At 70.9% G+C, this 21252-nt stretch carries 16 protein-coding genes; 7 read left to right on the top strand and 9 right to left on the bottom strand.

Annotated features, from left to right (window positions below):
* The first annotated feature begins 47 nt into the window (after window positions 1-47).
* A complete protein-coding gene (locus ACK4UM_RS13085) occupies window positions 48-770 on the top strand; it encodes a fused DSP-PTPase phosphatase/NAD kinase-like protein (protein ID WP_409799678.1) in 723 nt (240 codons plus the stop codon).
* Between the two features lie 3 nt (window positions 771-773).
* On the opposite strand, the gene ACK4UM_RS13080 is transcribed toward ACK4UM_RS13085, so the two are convergent.
* The 5 genes from ACK4UM_RS13080 to ACK4UM_RS13060 form a co-directional block, all read right to left on the bottom strand.
* The gene (locus tag ACK4UM_RS13080; RefSeq protein ID WP_409799675.1) at window positions 774-1910 is read right to left on the bottom strand and encodes an NAD(P)/FAD-dependent oxidoreductase; all 1137 of its coding nucleotides are present in this window, start codon (window positions 1908-1910) and stop codon (window positions 774-776) included.
* A complete protein-coding gene (locus tag ACK4UM_RS13075; protein ID WP_409799672.1) occupies window positions 1907-2623 on the bottom strand; it encodes a methyltransferase domain-containing protein in 717 nt (238 codons plus the stop codon). The genes ACK4UM_RS13080 and ACK4UM_RS13075 overlap by 4 nt, the downstream gene beginning before the upstream one ends.
* A gap of 1 nt (window position 2624) precedes the next feature.
* Window positions 2625-3728, bottom strand: a complete 1104-nt coding sequence (locus ACK4UM_RS13070) for a type III polyketide synthase (RefSeq protein WP_409799669.1) — start codon at window positions 3726-3728, stop codon at window positions 2625-2627.
* Between the two features lie 301 nt (window positions 3729-4029).
* A complete protein-coding gene (gene hemW / locus ACK4UM_RS13065) occupies window positions 4030-5193 on the bottom strand; it encodes a radical SAM family heme chaperone HemW (RefSeq protein ID WP_409799666.1) in 1164 nt (387 codons plus the stop codon).
* Window positions 5194-5250: 57 nt separating this feature from the next.
* A complete protein-coding gene (locus tag ACK4UM_RS13060; RefSeq protein ID WP_409799663.1) occupies window positions 5251-5493 on the bottom strand; it encodes a helix-turn-helix domain-containing protein in 243 nt (80 codons plus the stop codon).
* Between the two features lie 156 nt (window positions 5494-5649).
* On the opposite strand from ACK4UM_RS13060, the gene ACK4UM_RS13055 reads away from it, so the two are divergent.
* Window positions 5650-7275 carry a GMC family oxidoreductase gene (locus tag ACK4UM_RS13055; protein WP_409799660.1) on the top strand — a complete coding sequence of 542 codons (1626 nt, stop codon included), beginning with the start codon at window positions 5650-5652 and terminating at the stop codon, window positions 7273-7275.
* Between the two features lie 37 nt (window positions 7276-7312).
* On the opposite strand, the gene trhA is transcribed toward ACK4UM_RS13055, so the two are convergent.
* Window positions 7313-8008 (bottom strand): PAQR family membrane homeostasis protein TrhA, encoded by a 696-nt coding sequence (trhA, locus tag ACK4UM_RS13050; RefSeq protein ID WP_409799799.1) that lies wholly within the window; start codon window positions 8006-8008, stop codon window positions 7313-7315.
* Between the two features lie 98 nt (window positions 8009-8106).
* Here trhA and ACK4UM_RS13045 point away from each other — a divergent pair, with 98 nt between their 5' ends.
* The 4 genes from ACK4UM_RS13045 (at window position 8107) to argB (ending at window position 15094) form a co-directional block, all read left to right on the top strand.
* Entirely contained in the window at window positions 8107-8937 is an 831-nt protein-coding gene (locus tag ACK4UM_RS13045; protein ID WP_409799656.1) for a polyphosphate kinase 2 family protein, read from the top strand.
* Window positions 8938-9211: 274 nt separating this feature from the next.
* Window positions 9212-10558: an efflux RND transporter periplasmic adaptor subunit gene (locus ACK4UM_RS13040; protein WP_409799653.1), complete on the top strand. Its 1347-nt coding sequence runs from the start codon at window positions 9212-9214 to the stop codon at window positions 10556-10558.
* Complete coding sequence (locus tag ACK4UM_RS13035) at window positions 10555-13752, top strand: efflux RND transporter permease subunit (RefSeq protein ID WP_409799650.1); 3198 nt, start codon at window positions 10555-10557, stop codon at window positions 13750-13752. Before ACK4UM_RS13040 ends, ACK4UM_RS13035 begins: the two co-directional genes overlap by 4 nt.
* 427 nt (window positions 13753-14179) lie before the next feature.
* On the top strand, window positions 14180-15094 hold the full coding sequence (gene argB, locus ACK4UM_RS13030; protein ID WP_409799647.1) for an acetylglutamate kinase: 915 nt from the start codon (window positions 14180-14182) through the stop codon (window positions 15092-15094).
* Between the two features lie 387 nt (window positions 15095-15481).
* On the opposite strand, the gene secA is transcribed toward argB, so the two are convergent.
* On the bottom strand, window positions 15482-18289 hold the full coding sequence (secA, locus tag ACK4UM_RS13025) for a preprotein translocase subunit SecA (RefSeq protein WP_409799644.1): 2808 nt from the start codon (window positions 18287-18289) through the stop codon (window positions 15482-15484).
* Window positions 18290-18626: 337 nt separating this feature from the next.
* Here secA and ACK4UM_RS13020 point away from each other — a divergent pair, with 337 nt between their 5' ends.
* Window positions 18627-19490: a peptidylprolyl isomerase gene (locus tag ACK4UM_RS13020; RefSeq protein ID WP_409799641.1), complete on the top strand. Its 864-nt coding sequence runs from the start codon at window positions 18627-18629 to the stop codon at window positions 19488-19490.
* A gap of 8 nt (window positions 19491-19498) precedes the next feature.
* Here the strand turns inward: ACK4UM_RS13020 and ACK4UM_RS13015 are convergent, their stop codons facing one another.
* Window positions 19499-19735 carry a hypothetical protein gene (locus ACK4UM_RS13015; protein ID WP_409799638.1) on the bottom strand — a complete coding sequence of 79 codons (237 nt, stop codon included), beginning with the start codon at window positions 19733-19735 and terminating at the stop codon, window positions 19499-19501.
* A 390-nt stretch (window positions 19736-20125) separates the two neighbouring features.
* Window positions 20126-20905, bottom strand: a complete 780-nt coding sequence (locus tag ACK4UM_RS13010; protein ID WP_409799637.1) for an SDR family oxidoreductase — start codon at window positions 20903-20905, stop codon at window positions 20126-20128.
* Window positions 20906-21252: the final 347 nt, after the last annotated feature.

The following is a 21252-nucleotide window of genomic DNA, read 5'->3' as shown; positions in this document are numbered from 1 at the left end:
CGGCGCGCGCGCTTGGTAAGCGCCTGTCTCGCAACGGAGACCGCCACTTGATCAACCGCTTTCGCAGCGCCGAGATCCGCAACGCGCGCCGCCTCGCGCGCATCGAGCGCTGGGACCGCCCCATCGTCGGGCCGCTCGCGCGGCTGCGGGCCTGGGCGAACATGACCCTGATCGATCACGGCGTCTTCCGGCTCGCCTATCTCAACCTGCACCGGATCGACGATCGCTTGTGGCGCTCCGCCCAGCCGGCGCCCCACCAGCTCGCCGCCTTGCAGGCGAAGGGCCTGCGCACCGTCGTCTATCTGCGGGGCGGGCGCGAGCACGGCTCCTGGCAATTGCAGAAGGAGGCCTGCGCCGCGCTCGGCCTCGAACTCGCGGAGTTCGTCGTGCGCTCGCGCGGCGCTCCGGAGAAGGAGATGCTCCTGCGGGCGCGCGACTTCTTCGCTGGGCTGACCTATCCCGCCCTCGTCCATTGCAAATCCGGCGCCGACCGCGCCGGCTTCATGGCCGCGCTCTACGTTATCCTGCACAGGGGCGGCAGCGCGAGCGAGGCTCTCGCGCAGCTCTCCCTGCGCTACGGGCATTTTCGCTTCGCCAAGACCGGCATCCTCGACCTGTTCTTCGAGCGCTATCGCGACGAGGGCGAGGCCAAGGGGATCGCCTTCGAGGATTGGGTCGCGAACCATTACGATCCCGACGCGCTCGAGCGCGACTTCAAGCCGGGAGTCCTCTCCGACATCCTGGTCGACCGTGTCATCCGGCGCGAGTGACCGCTAGCGCATCGCATCCGGCGACAGCCAGCCCCGCCAGACCCGCTCCGGCACGCGCGTGAGACGGGCGGCGGCGCGGGTGAGCGCAGGAGCGCGGCCGAGGATCGCGACGAGCGCGTGGCGGGCGAGCGGACCCGCCGCCAGGATCTCCATGAGGCGGGCGCGGCCGATCTGGGGGCCGATCTCGGCGGCGAGCCCGGCGGCGTGCGTGCTCGCGCGCTCCCCCGTCGCGACGGCGCGGGCGGCGCCGAGCCCGGAATGCAGCGCGATCGCCATCCCGTCCCCGCAGAAGGAGGGGATCACCCCGGCTTGATCGCCCACCGCGTAGACGCCCTCGGCGAGGGCCGCGCGGCGCACGTAGCCGTAGGGCACGCGCGCGACGGCGAGCGGGCGGCGGTCGACCGGCTCCGCGTCGCCGAGCGCCTCGGCGAGGAGCGCGCTCTCGCGGATCGCGGCCGCGACGATCCCCGCCGGGCCGCCCGCTGCGCGCAGCCGGCTCTCGCGCACCGCGAGGCAGAGATTGGCCCGCCCGCCCTCCACCATCTGCAGGCCGGCATAGCCCTCCGCGAACAGCGCGAGCGCGATCGTGCCCGCGAGCGCCTCGCGCCCCGCGGCGCTCGGCGCGAAGGCCTGCTTGATCCCGACCATCGGATCGGCATCGGCGAGGGGGCGAGCATGGCCGCGCAGGTCGTGCTTGCCGGTCGCGAGCACCACGTGCGGCGCCGCGATCGTCCGCCCGCCCGAGAGCCGCACGAGCCGGCGCGTCCTCTCCGCCTCGATCCCCTCGACCCGCTCGCCGCGGCGAAGGGCGACGCCGAGCGCCTCCGCGCGGGCGAGGAGCGCCTCGTCGAGCACGAGCCGCGAGAGGCCGCGGGCGGTGAAGGGCAGATCGGCGCGCGCCCGCCGCCCGCCGGCTTCGAGCGCGAGACGATCGATCGCCGGCGCCGCCGCGAGCGCGTCGCCGACGCCGAGCCGATGGAGGAGCGCGACGGCCTCGCCCGAGAGGAAGGCGCCGCAGACCTTGTCGTGGGGACCGTGCGCGCGCTCGAGAAGCGTCACCCGCGCCCCCGCCTCCGCAAGCCCGATCGCCGCCGCGGCCCCCGCGAGGCCTCCGCCGATCACGAGAACGTCGCCGCTCACGAGGCGGCCTTCAGGCGCTCGACGACGAGCCGCCCGGGCAGGCGGCGGACGACCCGCGCCTGCCCGGCGAGATCGGCGCGCGCGAGGAGCGCGTGCCAATCGGCCCTGGTGAAGCCGCGCGCGATCGAGACCGGCCCGTCGTGGCGCACGAAGGGGTGCCAGCGCATCGCGCGCGCGAGAAGCGCGAAGCCGTGATAGGCCAGCCGGCTGCGCTCGAGATCGGCGACGCACCATCCGAGCCGCGCGATCGCCTCCATCCGCCGCAGGAGCCGCACCACGTCCTCGTCGGCGAGGTGATGGGCGGTGAGCGAGGAGACGACGAGGTCGATCGGCGCGTCGGGCGCGAAGGCGAGCGCGTCGCCCGCACGATAGGCGATCGCGTCCGCCGGGTCGGTCGCGGCGCGGGCGGCTGCGACGGCGTGGGGCGAGAGGTCGAGGCCGATCAGATCGAGGCTCACCCCCGCCCGCCTCCCCCAGGCCGCGAGCGCCCGCAGCGTGCCCCCGCCCCCCGAGCCGATGTCGAGGATCGCGAGGCGGCGTGCGGAAGACGCTTTCGCGGCGCGGGCGACGAAGGAGAGCACGGGCCGGCGCCCGAGCGTCAGCGCATTCACGCGCTCGAGATCGGCGAGGCAGGCGGCGAGCGTCTCGGGGGCGACGTCGGGCGCATCCATCCATTCGGGCTCGCGCGAGCGGCGCGCGGCGTCGAAGCCCATGTCAGGCGGCCTCGCGGAAGCGGAAGGTCTCGGCGACCATGCCAGGCCCGAAGGCCATGCCGAGCCCGCGGCGCGGCGCCGCCCCGGCCCTGCGCTCGGCCATGAGTCGCGCGAGCACGAACAGGATCGTCGCCGAGGACATGTTTCCGTGCGCCGCGAGCACCGCCCGCGACGCGCAGAGCGCGTCCTCTCCGAGGTCGAGGGCGCGGGCGACCGCGTCGAGCACGCTGCGCCCGCCCGGATGCACGGCGAAGAGATCGAAATCGGACAGAGCCGCCCCGGCGAGCACGCCGTCGGGTGCGTTTCGGGCGCGCTCGGCCTCGAGCGCCGTCGCGATGGCGCCGGGCACGTCGCCGGACAGGCGCATCAGGAAGCCGGTGTCGGAAACGGTCCAGGTGATGAGATCGGGCGTGTCGGGAATGGTGAGCGCGCGGAATCCTTCGAGCGCGAGGCCCCTCTCCTCGTTCGCGACGAGGGCGGCGGCGGCGCCGTCGCCGAACAGCATCGCGGCGAGCAGGCTCTCGAGGTCGTCCTCGTCCTGGAGATGGAGCGTGCACAATTCGGTGCAGACGACGAGCACCCGGGCCCGCTCGTCGGAGCGTGCGATGTGGCGCGCGACGGAAAGGCCGTTCACGGCCGCCGCGCAGCCCATGAAGCCGAGCGCCACGCGCTCGACCGAGCCGGGCAGACCGATCAGCGCGGCGAGGCGCTGGTCGAGGCCCGGCGCGAGGAAGCCCGTGCAGGAGGCGGTGACCAGATGGGTGATGCCGTCGAGATCCGCGCGGGCGGCGAGATCGGCCACCGCGCGGGCCGCGAGCGCGGGCGCCGCCTCCGCATAGACGTCCATGCGCGCCCGGGTACCGGCGAAGACGCCGTGGCGGTAGAGGCGCCCATCCGCATCGACGCTCGCCACTTCGCTCGACGCCGGCGCGAGCACCGAGCGCCGGCCGCCGATGCCCGAGCGCGCCGCCATGCGCCGAAGCGCGAGCCGATCGCGCCGTTCGCTCAGACGGGCTTCCGCGAAGGCGAGGAACGCGGCGTGGACCTCGTGCTCCGGCACGGCGGTGCCGATGGCGACGAGATGGGGTTCGGGATGGTTCTGCACGCGCGCTTCACTCCGCTCGGTGCGCGGAGTTACGCGGGGGGACGACAAAAGGATGCCGCGGCGCGTCGTCTCAGGGGGAGATGGCCTCCCCCGTGTCATCCCCGGCCGGAGGTCGCTCGCGACCGGAGGGGTAGGGGACCCAGCAGACAACGACGCGTGCGAAGCACGCTCTCGTGCCGCCGACGAGGCGGCTGGTCGCCGCCAGCGGAAGCCTGCTTCGCAAGCATCTTCTCGCGCTGGGTCCCCTTCCCCTGCGCACGCTTTGCGTGCTCCGGCCGGGGATGACACCCTTCCCTCTCCCTCACGCCGCGAGGTCGGCGACCACCGCGTCGAGAACGGGGAAGCCCTCGGCGGTCACGGCGAGGCGCCCGTCCGGGTGCTGCCGGATCAGGCCGTCGGCGACGAGCGCGGAAATCCGGCGCGGGTCGAGGACGCGGCCGGACAGGGCGGTGAAGCGGGCGGGATCGATGCCTTCCGTGAGGCGCAGGCCCATCAGCAGGAACTCGTCGCCCTGCGCTTCCGCCCCGAGCACCTCGCGCTCGACGATGCCGTTGCCGTCGCGCTCGACGAGGCCGAGCCAGGTCTCGGGATGGCGCTCGGTCGAGAGCGCGACCCGGCCCTCGTTCGTGACGATCCGCCCGTGCGCGCCGGGCCCGATGCCGGCATATTCGCCGTAGCGCCAATAGACGAGATTGTGCCGCGATTGCGCGCCGGGCCGGGCGTGGTTCGAGATCTCGTAGGCCGGCATCCCCGCTTTGTCGCAGGTCTCCTGGGTGACGTCCCAGAGCGCGCGGGCGGTGTCCGCGTCGGGGATCACGAGCTTGCCCGCGCGGTGCAGCGTCTCGAACCAGGTGCCGGGCTCGATCGTGAGCTGGTAGAGCGACAGATGCTCGACCGCGCGCGCGATCGCTTGCTCGAGCTCGGCCGCCCAGGCCTGCGGCGTGTGGCCGGGGCGGGCGTAGATGAGATCGAAGGAATAGCGCTCGAAATGGCGCGCGGCGATCGCCACCGCCGCCATCGCCTCCTGCGCGCTGTGCATCCGCCCGAGCGCCTTGAGATCGGCGTCGTTCATCGCCTGCACGCCGAGCGAGACGCGGTTCACCCCGGCCGCGCGATAGCCGGCGAATCGCTCGGCCTCGACGCTCGTGGGGTTGGCCTCGAGCGTGATCTCGGCGTCCGGCGCGACGCTCCAGGCGCCGCCGATCGCATCGAGGATCGCGCCGACGGTCTGCGGGCGCATCAGGGAGGGCGTGCCCCCGCCGAGGAAGACGCTCGTCACCCGCCGCCCCGGCGCGAGCGCAGCCGCATGGGCGATCTCCCGGGCGAAGGCCGCGGCGAATCGCGCCTCGTCCGGCGGCTCGCGGCGGACGTGGCTGTTGAAGTCGCAATACGGGCACTTCGAGGCGCAGAACGGCCAGTGCACGTAGACGCCGAACCCGGCGTCGCTCGTCGGATGGGTGCTCATCGCGGGTTCCATGTGCGCCGAACGCGGCGATTTGGCAAGCGCCCGCGCGCCGGAGCCTCACCGGATCGCGCGGGTCCAGACGATGGTCAGCCGCTCGGGGGTGAGGTCGAACCGCACCCCCGCCGTCCCGAAGGCGTCGACGAGCTTGACGAGGGTCGCGCCCGACGCCCTGAGGGGGCCGCGCAGCGGGTCCTCGAGCCGCTGGATCGTCGGCACCGAGACGCCGGCGCGCGCGGCGAGGTCCGCCTGGGTCCACCCGACGAGATCGCGACCGGCCTTGATCATTCCGCACGTGAGCATGGTCGCGAGATTCGTCCGCAGACCTTGCGCGGGGCTCGCCTTCGGGGCAGGACCCGAGAGGCGCGGCGGCAGGGTGCCTTGCGCGGCGGTGCGCCTTTGCGCATCGCGCGGCGCGTCGGCCTGGTCTAGGGTGTCGCGCACGGGGGAGGGATCGAGATGGCCGGTGCCGTGACGGATTTCGGAACGTTCGACTACATCGTCGTCGGCGCGGGCTCGGCCGGCTGCCTCGTGGCGAACCGCCTCTCGCGCAGCGCGGGAACGCGGGTCCTCGTGCTGGAGGCGGGCGGCAAGGACGATTGGATCTGGTTCCACATCCCCGTCGGCTACCTCTTCGCGATCGGCAATCCGCGCGCGGACTGGATGTTCCAGACGAAACCGGTGCCGGGCCTCAACGGGCGGGCGCTCGCCTATCCGCGCGGCAAGGTGATCGGCGGCTCGTCCGCCATCAACGCGATGATCTACATGCGCGGCCAGGCGCGCGATTACGACGGCTGGCGGCAGCTCGGCCTCGACGGCTGGGGCTGGGAGGACGTGAAGCCCTACTTCCTCCTCCACCAGGACCACGCCGCCCCCGACGACGAGCACCACAAGGCGGGCGGCGAGTGGCGGGTCGATCATCCTCGCGTGCGCTGGGACATCCTCGACGCGGCGCTCGAATCCTGCGCGGAGATCGGCATTCCGCGCGTCGAGGATTTCAACCGCGGCGACAATTCGGGCTGCGCCTATTTCCAGGTCAACCAGAAGAACGGACGGCGCTGGTCTTCCGCGCGGGGCTTCCTGAAGCCGGTGCTCGGGCGGGCCAATCTCCGGCTCGAGACGAAGGTGCATGTCGAGCGCATCGCGATCGAGAACGGGCGGGCGACGGGAATCGTCTTCTCGCGGGGCGGCGAGCGGCATCTCGCGCGCGCATCCGGCGAGGTGATCCTGTGCGCGGGCGCGGTCGGCTCGCCGCATCTCCTCGAGCTCTCCGGCATCGGCGACGGCGCGCGCCTGCAGCGGCTCGGCATCCCGGTCGCGCATCACGCGCCGGGCGTCGGCGAGAACCTGCAGGACCATCTGCAGCTGCGGCCGATCTACCGCGTGGCGGGCGTCCGGACCCTCAACGAAGACTACGCGCGGCTGTGGAACCGGGTGGGCATGGCGCTCGAATACGCGCTCTTCCGGTCGGGCCCGCTGACCATGGCGCCGAGCCAGGCGGGCGCCTTCGCGCGCTCGCATCCGCGCTACGAGACGCCCAACCTGCAATACCATTTCCAACCGCTCTCGCTCGACAAGTTCGGCGGCGGCCTGCACCCCTTCCCCGCCTTCACCGCGAGCGTCTGCAACCTGCGCCCGACGAGCCGCGGCTCGATTCACGCCCAGAGCCCCGACCCGTTCGAGATGCCGGCGATCGAGCCGAACTACCTCTCGACCGAGGAGGACCGGCTCGTCGCGGCCGAGGCGATCCGCCTCACGCGCACCATCGTCGCGCAGAAGCCGCTCGCGCGATTCGAGCCGATCGAATACCGGCCGGGCCCGGATTACACGAGCGACGCGGACCTCGCCCGCGCCGCCGGCGACATCGGCACGACGATCTTCCACCCGGTCGGGACGGCGAAGATGGGCACCGACGACGATCCGACCGCGGTGCTCGACGCGCGCCTGCGCGTGCGCGGAGTCGCGGGGCTGCGCGTCGTCGACGCCTCGGCCATGCCGCTGATCACGTCGGGCAACACCAATTCGCCCACCCTGATGATCGCCGAGAAGGCCTGCGAGATGATCCTGGCGGAAGCGCGCGGGTGAGCTTCGGCGCGCGGATAATCCGCGCCCGCGCGCCGCCTCACCCCTTCGCCCAGACCACCGCGTCGAACACCGCGAAATAGAGGCACACGCTGCCCGCCAGCACGAAGACGTGCCAGATCGCGTTCTGGTAGCGCAGGCTCTCCCACAGGTGGAAGACGATGCCAGCGCAATAGATGAGGCCGCCGATCACGATGAGCCAGAGCGCGGTCGGCGAGAGCGCGTCGAACAGGGGCTCGCCGCCGAGCACCCCGCTCCAACCCATGGCGAGGTAGAGCGGGATCGCGACGCGGTCGAAGCGGCCGGGGAAGGCGAGCTTCAGCGTGACGCCGACGAGCGCCGTCCCCCACAGGATGACGAGGAGCGGCGCCGCCTGCGCGGCTTCGAGCTGCGCGAGAAAGGGCGTGTAGGTGCCCGCGATCAGCACGTAGATCGCCGAATGGTCGAAGCGGCGCAGCACCCATTTCGTCGGCGAGACCGGCCAGAGATTGTAGAGCGCCGAGATCGTCAGCACGGACAGGAGCCCGAAACCGTAGATCGCGAGGGAGCCGAGCTCGAGCGGCCCGGCCCGGCTCGCGGCCGCGATCGTGAGCGCCGCCACGCCCACGATCGCGAGCTTCACGCCGAGCGCGTGGACGATGCCGTCGGCGATGATCTCCGCGCGGGTATAGTCCCACTTCACGGGCTTCGGGGGCGCGTATCTGGGGGGCGCGTATTCGGGGCGCGCGTCGCGCATCTCGTCGGCCTGCGGCATCGGTCCTCTCGTCGTCTAGCCCGCCGCGCTTGCGCGCGACCGGGAACCGCGTTTCCATGTCTCCCGATCGGGAGGATAGCATGGCAGGAGCGCAGGACAGCCTCGTCCACACGGATTTCTCGCTCGCGTCGGTGGATCTGCGCCGCAGCGTGGACGGCGACGTCTACCAGACCGAGGAGGCCGCGCTGCAGATCGAGCTCAAGCGCATCCAGCAGGCCTATCTCCACACCAACGATCGGGCGGTGATCGTGTTCGAAGGCTGGGACGCCGCCGGCAAGGGCGGGACCATCCGCCGCATGGCGACGACGATGGATCCGCGCGGCTTCAGGGTCTGGCCGATCGGCGCGCCGAGCCCCGCCGAACAGCGCCACCATTACCTGCACCGCTTCTGGAGCCGCCTGCCGGCGGCCGGCGAGATCGTGGTCTTCGACCGCTCCTGGTACGGGCGGGTCCTCGTCGAGCGCGTCGAGGGCTTCGCGCGCGAGCGCGAATGGCGGCGCGCCTACGACGAGATCCTCGCCTTCGAGCGCATGCTCCTCGATGACGGGGTGCGCATGGTCAAGCTGTTCCTCCACATCTCGCAGAAGGAGCAGAAGAAGCGCTTCGTGGAGCGGCTGGAGAACTCGATCAAGCGCTGGAAGCTCTCCTACGAGGATTTTCGCAACCGCGAGAAATGGTCGCAATACGAGGCGGCGATCGAGGAGATGGTGCAGCGCACATCGACCGCCCGCGCGCCCTGGACGGTGCTTTCCTCCGAGCAGAAGAAGGCCGGGCGGCTCGATGCGCTCGCGACCATCGTCGCGCGGCTCTCCGACGGCGTCGACCTCGCGCCGCGCCCGCTCGACGCCGCGCTCCTGGAGCAGGCCCGCGCCGCGCTCGGCATTGATCCGAAGCCACGCGAGAATACGTAAGGCCTTCGACATCCCTCCCGGAGGGGAGGGTGGCCTCGGGAGCGCGAGCGACCGAGGTCGGGTGGGGCCCGGGTGGAGAACGCTCTCCTCGCGTCGGGCCCCACCCGACCCTTCTCGCTGCGCTCGAAGGGCCACCCTCCCCTGCAGGGAGGGACGATCGCGTCCCGATCGCTGCGGCTTTACGTTTCTTCACGCGCTGTTCGCACGTGCGAAACCGGGCTATGACACGAAGGGGGGCGCGCACCTCGCCGCTTCGATCAGGACGAACTCGCCCATGGACGCCCGCGTCGGCACCGATGCCCCCTATCTCGGCGAGGCCGAGCCCACCGGAAAGCCGCCCGCGCGCGGGCTCGGCGCGCGGATCTGGCGCGCGTCCCGCTTCTTCCTGATGGTCGTCCTGCCGATCGCCTTCCTGGTGGGGGCGGTGGCGGGCTTCTCGTATCTGCGGGCGACGCGGCCGGTGGTGCCGGTCGAGCGGCAGAGCGAGCGGGCGCGTCCCGTGCTCGCGGTCGCCGCCGAGCCCTCGGCGATCCAGCCCGACCTCTCCGTCTTCGGCCGCATCGTCGCCGGGCGCTCCGTCGACATCCGCGCGCTCGTCGGCGGCGAGGTGATCGCCGTCTCCGACGCGCTCGTCGAGGGCGGGCGGATCGCGGCGGGCGAGGAGATCCTGCGGGTCGACCCCTTCGCGTCGGAGGGCGCGCTCGTGCGCGCCCGCGCCGATCTCGCCGAGGCCCGCGCGCGCATCGCCGAGATCGAGGCGCGCACCCGCCAGGAGCTCGACGCCATCGCCCGGGCCGAAGAGCAGCTCGTGATCTCCGAGCGCGAGCTCTCCCGGCTCACCCAGCTGCGCGACACCGGCGCGGCGACCCTGCGCGCGCTCGACGACGTGCAGCTGCGCGTCTCCCAGGCGCAAGCGGCGCTCGAGACGCGGCGCAATCAGCTCGCGATCTTCGAGGCGCAAGGCGCGCAGCAGAGCGCGGCGCTCGAGCGCCTCGCCTTCGCCGTCTCCCAGGCCGAGCGGACCCTGTCCGAGACCGTGCTGCGCGCGCCCTTCGACGCCATCGTGTCGAATGTCGGCGCGGAGATCGGCAAGCTCGTGAACGTCAACGACCGCATCGCGACCCTCGTCGCCACGCAGCGGCTCGAGGCGCGCTTCTCGCTCTCGGACGCGCAATATGCCCGCATCGCCGCGCAGGGCGACCTCGTCGGCCGCCCCGTCACGGTCGTGTGGGCCGCCGGGGGCGTCGAGATCGCGCGCGAGGCCACCATCGTGCGGGTGGCGGCGGAGGCGCGGGACGCCTCCTTCCAGGTCGTCGCCGCATTCGCGGACGAGAACGTCGCCGACATCCTGCGACCCGGCGCCTTCGTCGAGGCGCGCTTCGCCGATCGGGTCTTCGAGGAGGCGATCGCGCTGCCGGTGGACGCGCTCTACGATGGCGGCGTGTTCGCGATCGACGGAGACAGCCGGCTGCGGCGCGTCGAGGTCGAGATCCTCACCTTCGTCGAGGGCGGCGCGCTGGTGCGCGCCCGCGATCCCGCCGATCTGCCGCCCGGCACGCCGATCCTCGCCTCCCGCCTCTCCGCCCCGGCGGCCGGCCAGCTCGTGGAGATCCGGCCGTGAGCGAGACGACGCCCTCCCGCCCGAACCGCGACGAGATCCCCCGCGAGGGCGGGTTCGTCATCGGCATCATCAACGCCTTCATGCGCCACAGGATCGCCGCGAACCTGCTCGCGCTGACGGTGCTGCTCCTCGGCATGATGACGCTGGTGCGGCTGAACACGCAATTCTTCCCCACCGTCAACATCCCGACGATCTTCGTCACGGTCGCCTGGCAGGGCGCGAGCCCCGACGACATCTCGACGGCCGTGCTCGACGTGATCGAGCCCGAGGTGCGCTTCCTCGACGGCGTCGACAACGTCTCCTCCTACGCGGTCGAGGGCTCGGCCCGCATCGTGATCGAGTTCGCCGACGGCACCGACATGGACCGGGCCCTCTCGAACGTCGAGCAGGCGGTCACCACGCTCGCGACGCTGCCGATCGACGCCGAGCGCCCGGTCGTCACCCGCGTCGAGTTCTACGAGACGGTCGCGCTCCTCGCGCTCTCGGGCGACGTGTCCGAGCACGCGCTCAAGGCGATCGCCCGCGAGGCCCGAGACGGGCTCCTCGATGCGGGCATCGACCGCGTCACCTTCACCGGCTCGCGGGCGCGCGAGGTGTGGATCGAGATCGACCCGCGCGAGATGCAGCGGCTCGGGATCACCGTCCAGGACGTCGCCCAGCGCATCCAGGCCGCCAATCGCAACGAGCCGCTCGGCACGCTTCAGGGCGGTCTCGAGAGCACGCTGCGCACGCTCGAGCGCACCGACCGCCCCTCCGGCCTCGGCGCGATCGAGGTCGTCTCGTCGCCGGACGGCGAGCGGGTCTTCGTGCGCGACGTCGCGACGATCCGCGAGGCCCTGCGCGAGGGCGGCGTGCGCATGCTGCGCGAGGGACGCCCGGCGATCCTCCTCGACATCCAGCGCGCCGAATCCGCCGACACGCTGCGCTCCATGCAGGTGGCGCTCGACTACATCTCCTCGCTCCAGGCCCGGCTGCCGCCGACCATCGAGGCGCAGCTCTTCGACGTGCGCGCGAGCGTCGTCGCCCAGCGCATCGAGACGCTGTCGCTCAACGCGGCGACGGGCATGCTGATCATCGTGATCGTGCTGCTCCTGTTCCTGAACGCGCGCGTCGCCTTCTGGGTCGCGGCCGGGATCCCGATCTCGCTGATGGCGACCTTCGTCCTGATGTGGGCGACGGGGCAGACGATCAACGCGATCTCGCTTCTCGGTCTCATCCTCGTCCTCGGCATCCTCGTCGACGACGCGATCATCGTGGGCGAGCACGCGGTGACGCTCTCGGAGGCCGGCGCCTCGCCGACGCAAGCCGCGCACGGGGCGGCGATGCGGATGCTCGTGCCCGTCATCGCCGCGACGACGACGACGCAGGCCGCCTTCCTCCCGGTCTTCATGATCTCGGGCGTGGTCGGCCAGATCATCATGGCGATCCCGCTCGTCGTGGTGGTGGCGCTCGCCGCCGCCCTCGTCGAGAGCTTCCTCGTCCTGCCGACCCATCTGCGCCACGCGCTCGAGGCGCAGGAGCGGGCCCGCGCGCGCAAGGCCGGGCGGCGGCCCTCGCTCCTCGCGCGCATCCGCGCCGGGATGGAGCGCGGCATCGACGGCTTCCGCAACGGCCCGATGCGCCGCCTCACGCAGCTCGCCTACGATTTCCGCTACGCCACGATCGCGCTCGCGGTCGCCGCCCTGATCCTCTCGGTCGGCCTGATCGCGGGTGGGCGGGTGCAATTCACCTTCTTCCCCTCGCCGGAGCCCGAATTCGTCTCCGCCGAGATCGCCTTCGCGCCGGGCATGTCCGAGCGTTCGATGATCGACGCGCTCACCCGCATCGAGGCGGCGATCGCCGATGCCGATGCGCGGATCGCGGCCGAGCACGGCACGAGCGTCGTGCGCTACGCCTATTCGAAGCTCGGCATCGCCGGCACGACGCGCGGCGACAACATGGCGACGCTCGAGATCGAGCTCTCCGCGGGCGAGGAGCGCGACATCCGCACGCCGGAGATCGTCCGCGCCTTCGAGGCCGCGATACCGGCGATTCCGGGTCTTCAGGAGATCACGATCGCGGGTCGCCGCATGGGTCCGCCGGGCTCGGACATCGACGTGCGCCTCTCGGGCGCCGATCTCCAGACGCTCAAGGCCGCAGCCGAGGATCTGAAGGTGCGGCTGCGCGATTATCCCGGCGTCTACGGCATCGGCGACGACACGCCCTTCGGCAAGTCGGACCTCGTCCTCTCCCCCACGCCGCGCGGACGCGCTCTGGGGCTCACCACCGCGCAGATCGTCGATCAGGTGCGCGCCACCTATCAGGGCGCGGTCGTCATGCGCTTCGCCGCGGGCGACGAGGAGGTGACGATCCGCGCGCGCTCGGCCGGGGCCGACCAGAGCATGGCCGGGCTCGTCGACATGATGCTGCGCACGCCGTCGGGCGCGCAGGTGCGCCTCGGCGACGTCGTCGAGATCGAGGAGCGCGCCGCCTTCGCGCTGGTCCAGCGCCGCGACGGTCGCGTCGCGATCACGGTCACCGCCAACGTCAATGCGGACGTCACCCCCGAGGGCGAGGTGCGCGCGGACGTCGTCGAGCGCATCCTGCCGCAGCTGCGCGCCACCTACGGCATCGAGACCGACGTGCGCGGGCGCGCCGAGACGCAAGGGCGCGCCTTCGCCGATCTCGGTTTCGGGGCGATCGTGGCGCTCGCGCTCATCTACGTGATCCTGGCGCTCGTCTTCCAGAACTGGTCGCAGCCGATCCTGGTGATGCTCGTCATCCCCTTCGGCTTCATCGGCGCGGTGCTCGGCCATTGGCTGCTCGGCTTCCAATTCGCCTTCCTGTCGATGATCGGGCTCCTCGGCCTCTCGGGCATCCTCGTCAACGGCTCGATCGTCCTCGTCGACCGCTACAACGAGCGGATCGCGCTCGGCGAGGCGCCGGCATCGGCGGCCGTGGCCTCCTCGGTCGACCGCTTCCGCGCGGTTCTGCTCACGACGCTGACGACGTCCGGCGGCATGGCGCCGCTGATCGCCGAACGGAGCCTTCAGGCGCAGTTCCTGATCCCGATCGCGATCACGCTCTCCTTCGGCCTGATGATCGCCTCGCTGATCATCCTGTTCGTCGTGCCCGCGATGCTCGGCGTCGCCCACGATCTCGGCCGCATGAAGCGCGGCTACCTGCGCCTGGCGGGCCTCGCCGAGGCGCGCTGAGGGCGCGGCTCGGGGGGAAGCGCTTCTCTCCCCGAGCGCCCGCCACCGCTGCGGCACGCGCGCGACCGCGCAACGCCGCCTCTCTCCTTCCCCTGAGGGTTCGAAAACCCATCGTTACGGTGTCATCCCGGACGCCGAAGGCGATCCGGGACCCATATCCACGACGTGCCAGTCGCAGCCTGTAGGCTGCGTTTCTCCGACGATCGATGCTGCAGTGTGGTGCAGCGAGCGCGGCATGCGCGCTCGGAATGTCGTCGTGATTATGGGTCCCGGGTCCGCTTCGCGGCCCGGGATGACAGCCTCCGACCGATTCACAGGCCCTGAAGGGACGGAGAGAGGGCGCCAAGCGTCTTCCCCTCGTCGTGGCGATGCTCTAGAAGCGCGCGAGCTTACAGGCCCGAGCGACGAGCAACGCGACGAGACGACCATGACCGATCGCACCCCCAGCGCCCAGTCCACGCCGAGCGCTCAAGAGCGCGCCGAGATCCTCGTCCAGGCCCTGCCGCACATGCAGCGCTACGACGAGGAGGTCGTCGTCATCAAGTATGGCGGCCACGCCATGGGCGACCAGGCGGCGGCGGAGGATTTCGCCGAGGACGTCGTGCTCCTCGAGCAATCCGGCCTCAAGCCGATCGTCGTCCATGGCGGCGGGCCGCAGATCGGGGCGATGCTCGCCCGCCTCGGCATCGAATCCGAGTTCCAGGCCGGCCTGCGCGTGACCGACAAGGCCACGGTCGAGATCGTCGAGATGGTGCTCGCGGGCTCCATCAACAAGCAGATCGTCGGCTGGATCGCGGCCGAGGGCGGCAAGGCGATCGGCCTATGCGGCAAGGACGGCAACATGGTGCGCGCGCGCAAGATCACGCGCACCATGGTCGATCCGGATTCGCATATCGAGAAGGTGGTCGATCTCGGCTTCGTCGGCGAGCCGGCCCATGTCGACCGCTCGGTGCTCGACGCGGTGCTGCGCGCGGAGCTGATCCCGGTTCTCGCCCCCGTCGCGGTCGGCGACGACGACCAGACCTACAACGTCAACGCCGACACCTTCGCCGGCGCGATCGCGGGCGCGATGCACGCCAAGCGCCTGCTCCTCCTCACCGACGTGCCGGGCGTGCTCGACAAGGACAAGCGGCTCATCCCCGAACTCTCGGTCGAGGATTGCCGGCGGCTCATCGCGGACGGGACGATCACGGGCGGCATGATCCCCAAGGTCGAGACCTGCATCTACGCGATCGAGCAGGGCGTCGAGGCGGTCGTCATCCTCGACGGCAAGGTGCCGCACGCGGTCCTGCTCGAGCTCTTCACGGATCACGGCGCAGGAACGCTGATCCGCCGCAAATGAGGGCGCGCCGCTCTCCTTCCCCTGAGAGCTCGTGTATCTCTCGGAGGTCGTCATCCCGGGCCGCGAAGCGGACCCGGGACCCATAACCTCGACGACAGGTCCGAGCGCGCATGCCGCGCTCGCTCCTCCACCTCACCGCAGCCGAATGTGGAGAAACGCAGCCTACAGGCTGCGACTGATGCGTCGTGGGTATGGGTCCCGGATCGCCTTCGGCGTCCGGGATGACACCGTCGGGGATGACACCGGTGGAGCCGAATTTTCACGCTTTCAGGGGAAGGAGAGGGAGCGTCCTCTGCCCGCGCGAACTTTCGACTCCGCAATGGCAGCGGCGGACGAGCCCCGGGCCGCCGCGCGGCCCGGGACGCGTCTTCCTTCACCGGCTATCGTTCAAGCCAGCACGCCGTGGCAGTGCTTGAACTTCTTGCCCGAGCCGCAGGGGCAGGGCTCGTTGCGGCCGACCTTGCCCCAGGTGGATTGGTCGTTCGGGTCGCGGTTCTCGGGCGCCACCGCGCCGATCGCGAAGCCCGCCGCGCCGACGGGGCCGGCGCCGCCCGACGAGCCGCCGCGGTCGAACTCGTTCTCGCCGGTCGCCGGGTCGAGGTGGCGCGCCTCCATCGGCGGCAGCTCGGGCTCGGGCGGGCGCTGGAAGACGACCTCGATGCGCATCAGCTGCGTCGTCACCACCTCGCGCAGGCGCGCGATCAGCGCCTCGAAGAGCTGGAAGGCCTCCGACTTGTACTCGTTGAGCGGATCGCGCTGGGCCATGCCGCGCCAGCCGATCACCTGACGCAGGTGCTCCAACGTGACGATGTGCTCGCGCCAGAGCTGGTCGAGGCTCTGGAGGAGGACCTGCTTCTCGACATAGGTCATCACGTCGGGCGTGTTCTTCTCCACCCGCGCCGCGTAGGCCTCCTCGGCGGCCTTGAGGAGGCGCTCGCGCATCTCCTCGTCGGCGATGCCCTCCTCCTTCGCCCAGTCGATCACGGGCAGATCGAGATTGAGGACGCGCTTGACCGCCTCGTCGAGACCGACCACGTCCCATTGCTCGGGATAGGCCTTCTCGGGGATGTGGCGGGAGACGAGATCCTCGACGACGGATTCGCGCATCTCGTCGATGGTCTCGCGCACCGAGGCCTCGCTCATGAACTCGATGCGCTGCTCGAAGACGACCTTGCGCTGGTCGTTCATGACGTTGTCGTATTTGAGGATGTTCTTGCGCAGGTCGAAATTGCGCGCCTCGACCTTGGACTGCGCCTTCTCGATCGCCTTGTTGATCCAGGGATGGACGATCGCCTCGTCCTCCTGCAGACCGAGCTTCGTCAGCATGCCGTCCATGCGGTCGGAGCCGAAGATGCGCATCAGGTCGTCCTGGAGCGACAGGAAGAACTTCGAACGGCCCGGATCGCCCTGGCGGCCCGAGCGGCCGCGCAGCTGGTTGTCGATGCGCCGGCTCTCGTGGCGCTCGGTGCCCATCACGTAGAGGCCGCCCGCGCCGAGCGCGCGCTCCTTGAAGCGCGCGGTCTCCTCGCGGATCTCCGCCTCGCGGCGGGCGCGCTCCTCGCCGTCCTCGATCCCGTCGAGCTCGACCTTGATGCGCATGTCGGCATTGCCGCCGAGCTGGATGTCGGTGCCGCGGCCGGCCATGTTGGTGGCGATCGTGACCGCGCCCGGCACGCCGGCCTGCGCGACGATGAAGGCCTCCTGCTCGTGGAAGCGCGCGTTGAGGATGGCGTAGGTCTTGTTCGGCTTGCCCTCGCGGGCGTTGCGATAGAGGACCTCGAGACCCTTCGGATCGGCGAAGTCGATCTGCGCGAAACCTTCCTTGCGCAGGATGCTGCCGATCAGCTCGGACTTCTCGATCGAGGTGGTGCCGACGAGCGTCGGCTGGCCCTTGGCGGCGGCCTCCTCGATCTCGCGCACGATGGCGCGGTACTTCTCGTCGACGGTGCGATAGACCTCGTCGTCCTCGTCGAGGCGGGAGATCGGCCGATTGGTCGGGATCTCGACCACTTCGAGCTTATAGATCTCCTGGAACTCGTCCGCTTCTGTCGCGGCGGTACCGGTCATGCCGGCGAGCTTCTTGTAGAGGCGGAAATAGTTCTGGAAGGTGATCGAGGCGAGCGTCTGGTTCTCGGGCTGGATCTTGACCTTCTCCTTGGCCTCGAGCGCCTGGTGGAGACCCTCCGAATAGCGCCGCCCGGGCATCATGCGCCCGGTGAACTCGTCGATGATCACCACCTCGCCGTTGCGGACGATATAGTCCTTGTCCCGCGTGAACAGCTTGTGGGCGCGCAGCGCCTGGTTCATGTGGTGGACGAGCGTGGCGTTGGCGGCGTCGTAGAGGTCGCCCTGCTTGATCAGCCCCGCCTCGCCGAGAAGTTCCTCCATCCGCTCCGTGCCGGCCTCGGTGAGGGAGACGGCGCGCTGCTTCTCGTCCTTTTCGTAATGCTCGTCCGTGAGCTTGGGGATCAGCAGGTCGACGGCCTGGTAGAGGTCGGAGCGATCGTCGAGCGGGCCGGAGATGATCAGCGGCGTGCGCGCCTCGTCGACCAGGATCGAGTCCACCTCGTCGACGATCGCGAAATTGTGACCGCGTTGGACCATCTGCCCGAAGTCGTACTTCATGTTGTCGCGCAGATAGTCGAAGCCGTATTCGTTGTTCGTGCCGTAGGTGATGTCGCAATAATAGGCTTCGCGACGCTGCACGTCGTCGAGCCCGTGCACGATCACGCCGACCGAGAGGCCGAGGAAGCGGTAGATCTGCCCCATCCACTCGGAATCGCGGCGGGCGAGGTAGTCGTTCACGGTGACGACGTGGACGCCCTTGTCGGCGAGCGCGTTGAGGTAGACCGGCAGCGTCGCGACCAGCGTCTTGCCCTCGCCGGTGCGCATCTCGGAGATGCCGCCTTCGTGCAGCACCATGCCGCCGATCAGCTGCACGTCGAAGTGCCGCTGGCCGAGCACGCGCTTGGCCGCCTCGCGCACGGTCGCGAAGGCGGGCACGAGCACGTCGTCGAGGCTCTTGCCCGCCGCGACCTCGGCCTTGAAGGCCGCCGTTCGCGCGCGCAGCGCGTCGTCCGAGAGCCCCTCGAGCTCCTTCTCGAGGGCGTTGATGGCCTCCACGCGGGGCCGGTAGGACTTCAGCCGGCGGTCGTTGGCCGAGCCGAAGAGCTTCTTCGCGAGTGCGCCGAACATGGATTCCTGTCGTCGATGGTCGTGTCGGATGCGGGCTGTGTTGCGCGCCTTATAGACCTAATCATCGCGTCGCGCATCCGAAAGGATCACCCTGCGAGAGAGCGTTTCGAGCCGGTGCTCGGGCTCGCGCGCGACCGTCCGCCCCGGCGCGAAGGCCTTGCCATCCCGGGCGCGATGGGCGAAGGGTTTCGGAACGGCGGCTCGACGCCCGCGAGCCGCGAGCCGGCCCGGCGGCCGTCGGCCGAGCGACGTCCGGATCAGGCCTTCGGCGCCGCGCGCGCCCGCCACGTGAACACGCCCGAAACGACCAAGACCCAGAAAGCCCGAGGAAGACCGTATGATCCGCATCCCCACGCTCCCGCGCCTCGCCTTCGCGCTGGCGCTCGGCGCCTCCGTCGCGACCCTCGCCCTGACCGAGGTCCGCGCCCAGAACGCCGCCGCCGACGAGGTGGTCGCGCGCGTCAACGGCGTCGAGATCACGCAGGCCGAGCTCGAGATCGCCGCGCAGGATCCGATGCTGCCGCTCGGCCAGATGCCGGAGGAGCAGCGCCGCGAGGTGCTGATCGCCTATCTCATCGATCTCGAGCTCGGCGCCCGCGCCGCGGAGGAGGCGGCGGTCGCCGAGGATCCGGACTTCGCCCGCCAGCTCGAATATTCCCGCCGCAAGCTCCTGCTCGACGCGCTCCTCGAGCGCCGCGTCGCCGAGGCGGTAACGGAAGAGGCCAAGCGCGCGCTCTACGACGAGACGGTCGCCGGCATCGAGCCGGAGGACGAGGTCCGCGCCCGCCACATCCTGGTCGAGACCCGCGAGGAGGCCGAGGCGGCGATCGCCCGGATCGAGGCCGGCGAGGATTTCGCGGCGGTCGCAGGCGAGCTCTCGCAGGATCCGGGCTCGGGCCCGCGCGGCGGCGACCTCGGCTTCTTCGCCCGCGACCGGATGGTCGCGCCCTTCGCCGAGGCCGCCTTCGCGCTCGAGCCGGGGACGGTCTCCGAGCCGGTGCAGACGCAGTTCGGCTGGCACGTGATCCGCGTCGAGGAGCGTCGCGAGCGGCCGGTGCCGAGCTTCGAGCAGATGAGCCCGCAGCTCGAGGCCTTTCTCGCGCGTCGCGCGCAGCAGGAGCTGATCCTCGCCCTGCGCCAGGGCGCGCAGATCGAGCGTCTGGACGCCCCGAACGACGAGGCCGCGCCCGCTCCGCAATGACGGAGCGTTCAGGTCGGCTCGTCGATGGCGTCGGCGAGCCGGTCGATCTCGCGCGCCAGCGCGTCGGCCGCGCGCTGGCGGCGAAGCTCTCCCGGCAGGTCGCAGGTGCGCTCGAGGCTGCGGGCGAAGAGATCCGCGTCGGCGCGCAGGGTCTCCGCGCGCTCGCGACGCAGACGGGCGCGCCGCGACCGGTAGGCGGTCAGCGCGATCGTCTTCCCGGTCCCCTCGGCGCTCCCGCTGGTCATGGTCGAGCCGCCTCCGCGCATTCCGCAGCGTTCGCGCGCTCGGCAGGCCGTCGCGCGCACCGAATTCTCCGATCGGCGGGGGAATTCTACTGCGAAGCTGCGTCCGCTTCCACCTGAATCGATTTGCATCGAGGCCGAGGCGGATTCCGGTCGCTTGCGACAAAAAAAGGGCCGCCCCGAGGGGCGGCCCAAGTCTAGGGAGGAAACGCCCAAGGAGGGCATACGGGAGGACGACGCCACGTCCTGCCGCACTGCACAATCTACATTGCGCCGCACAAAAAGCAAGGGTTTCCTGCCCGCCTTTCGTCGAGGGGGCCATGCAGATGGTGCATGGCTCATGGCCGCGGCACGCTTCGGCGGCGCCGCGACCCGAGCCACACGCATATGTCGTCAGACGCTGCGCACCGCGCCGCCGTCGACGGCGATCTTCGAGCCGGTGATGTAGCTCGCCCGCTCGGAAGCGAGGAAGGCGACGACGTCGCCGAATTCCTCGACCTTTCCGTAGCGTCCGGCCGGGATCGCCGAGACGGCGGCGGCCTCGATCTCCTCCGCGCTCTTGCCGAGACGCTTCGCGTTGGCGGCGTCGAGTTCGGCCGTGCGGTCGGTGCGGATGCGGCCGGGCAGCACGAGATTGACGGTGATGCCGTCCTTCGCGACCTCGGCGGCCAGCGTCTTCGAATAGCCGAGGATCGACGCCCGCAGGGCGTTCGACATCGCGAGGTTCGGGATCGGCTGGATCACGCCGGAGGAGGCGATGGTGACGATCCGCCCGAATCCGCGCGCGCGCATGCCCGGCAGGCAAAGGCGCGCGAGGCGGAAGACGGGCAGCACCATCGCCTCGAACTGGGGCATCCAGTCCTCGTCCGGCACCTCCGCCGCCATCCGCGCCGGCGGGCCGCCGGTATTGGCGATCAGGATGTCGACGCCGCCCATCGTGCGCTCCGCCTCGGCGAAGATCCGGTCGGCGTCCTTCGTCAGATTGGCGGCGAACGCGTGGGCGCGGCCGCCCGCCGCGACGATCTCGGCGACGGCGGCGTCGAGCTTGTCGCCGCTGCGCGCGGTCATGAACACTTCCGCGCCCTCGGCGGCGAGCGCCTTGGCGCTCGCGAGGCCGAGCCCGCGGCTCGAGGAGAGGACGAGGGCGCGCTTGCCCGACAATCCGAGATCCATGACACGTCTCCTGAAGGTTTCGCGATGGCGCGGCCGGCTCCGAGAGCGACCGCGCGCGGGTCGTCGATCCTCTAGCACCGCCTTCCGCGCGCGCGAAGTCGAAGGCGCGCCGATCCCGGTGCGGGTTTCACGCGGCGGCGCAGGGCGCTCTCGAAATGCACAAGTCGATGGATTGCTGTCATCCCGAGCCGCGAAGCGGACTCGGGAGTCGCGCCGGCAGGTCAGTGCTCCACCGGTGTCATCCCCGGCCGGAGCACGCGTAGCGTGCGCAGGGGAAGCAACTAATATTCACGCGGCATTTTCGACCCATGGGGTGCCCCTGGCGAGGACGGCGTTGATCTGGACGA

This window comes from Salinarimonas sp., assembly GCF_046292825.1.
Taxonomy (GTDB): Bacteria; Pseudomonadota; Alphaproteobacteria; order Rhizobiales; family Beijerinckiaceae; genus Salinarimonas.
The sequence above is the reverse complement of the archived record's forward strand: the minus strand, read 5'-3'. Positions and strand labels throughout refer to the sequence as shown.

What these genes read in the sequence shown, in the direction of transcription:
- ACK4UM_RS13015 (WP_409799638.1), bottom strand. Translation starts at nt 19,735, where the DNA reads ATGACCAGCGGGAGCGCCGAGGGGACCGGGAAGACGATCGCGCTGACC.
- secA (WP_409799644.1), bottom strand. Translation starts at nt 18,289, where the DNA reads ATGTTCGGCGCACTCGCGAAGAAGCTCTTCGGCTCGGCCAACGACCGC.
- ACK4UM_RS13075 (WP_409799672.1), bottom strand. Translation starts at nt 2,623, where the DNA reads ATGGGCTTCGACGCCGCGCGCCGCTCGCGCGAGCCCGAATGGATGGAT.
- ACK4UM_RS13060 (WP_409799663.1), bottom strand. Translation starts at nt 5,493, where the DNA reads ATGCTCACGTGCGGAATGATCAAGGCCGGTCGCGATCTCGTCGGGTGG.
- ACK4UM_RS13020 (WP_409799641.1), top strand. Translation starts at nt 18,627, where the DNA reads ATGATCCGCATCCCCACGCTCCCGCGCCTCGCCTTCGCGCTGGCGCTC.
- ACK4UM_RS13045 (WP_409799656.1), top strand. Translation starts at nt 8,107, where the DNA reads ATGGCAGGAGCGCAGGACAGCCTCGTCCACACGGATTTCTCGCTCGCG.
- ACK4UM_RS13010 (WP_409799637.1), bottom strand. Translation starts at nt 20,905, where the DNA reads ATGGATCTCGGATTGTCGGGCAAGCGCGCCCTCGTCCTCTCCTCGAGC.
- argB (WP_409799647.1), top strand. Translation starts at nt 14,180, where the DNA reads ATGACCGATCGCACCCCCAGCGCCCAGTCCACGCCGAGCGCTCAAGAG.
- ACK4UM_RS13040 (WP_409799653.1), top strand. Translation starts at nt 9,212, where the DNA reads ATGGACGCCCGCGTCGGCACCGATGCCCCCTATCTCGGCGAGGCCGAG.
- trhA (WP_409799799.1), bottom strand. Translation starts at nt 8,008, where the DNA reads ATGCGCGACGCGCGCCCCGAATACGCGCCCCCCAGATACGCGCCCCCG.
- hemW (WP_409799666.1), bottom strand. Translation starts at nt 5,193, where the DNA reads ATGAGCACCCATCCGACGAGCGACGCCGGGTTCGGCGTCTACGTGCAC.
- ACK4UM_RS13055 (WP_409799660.1), top strand. Translation starts at nt 5,650, where the DNA reads ATGGCCGGTGCCGTGACGGATTTCGGAACGTTCGACTACATCGTCGTC.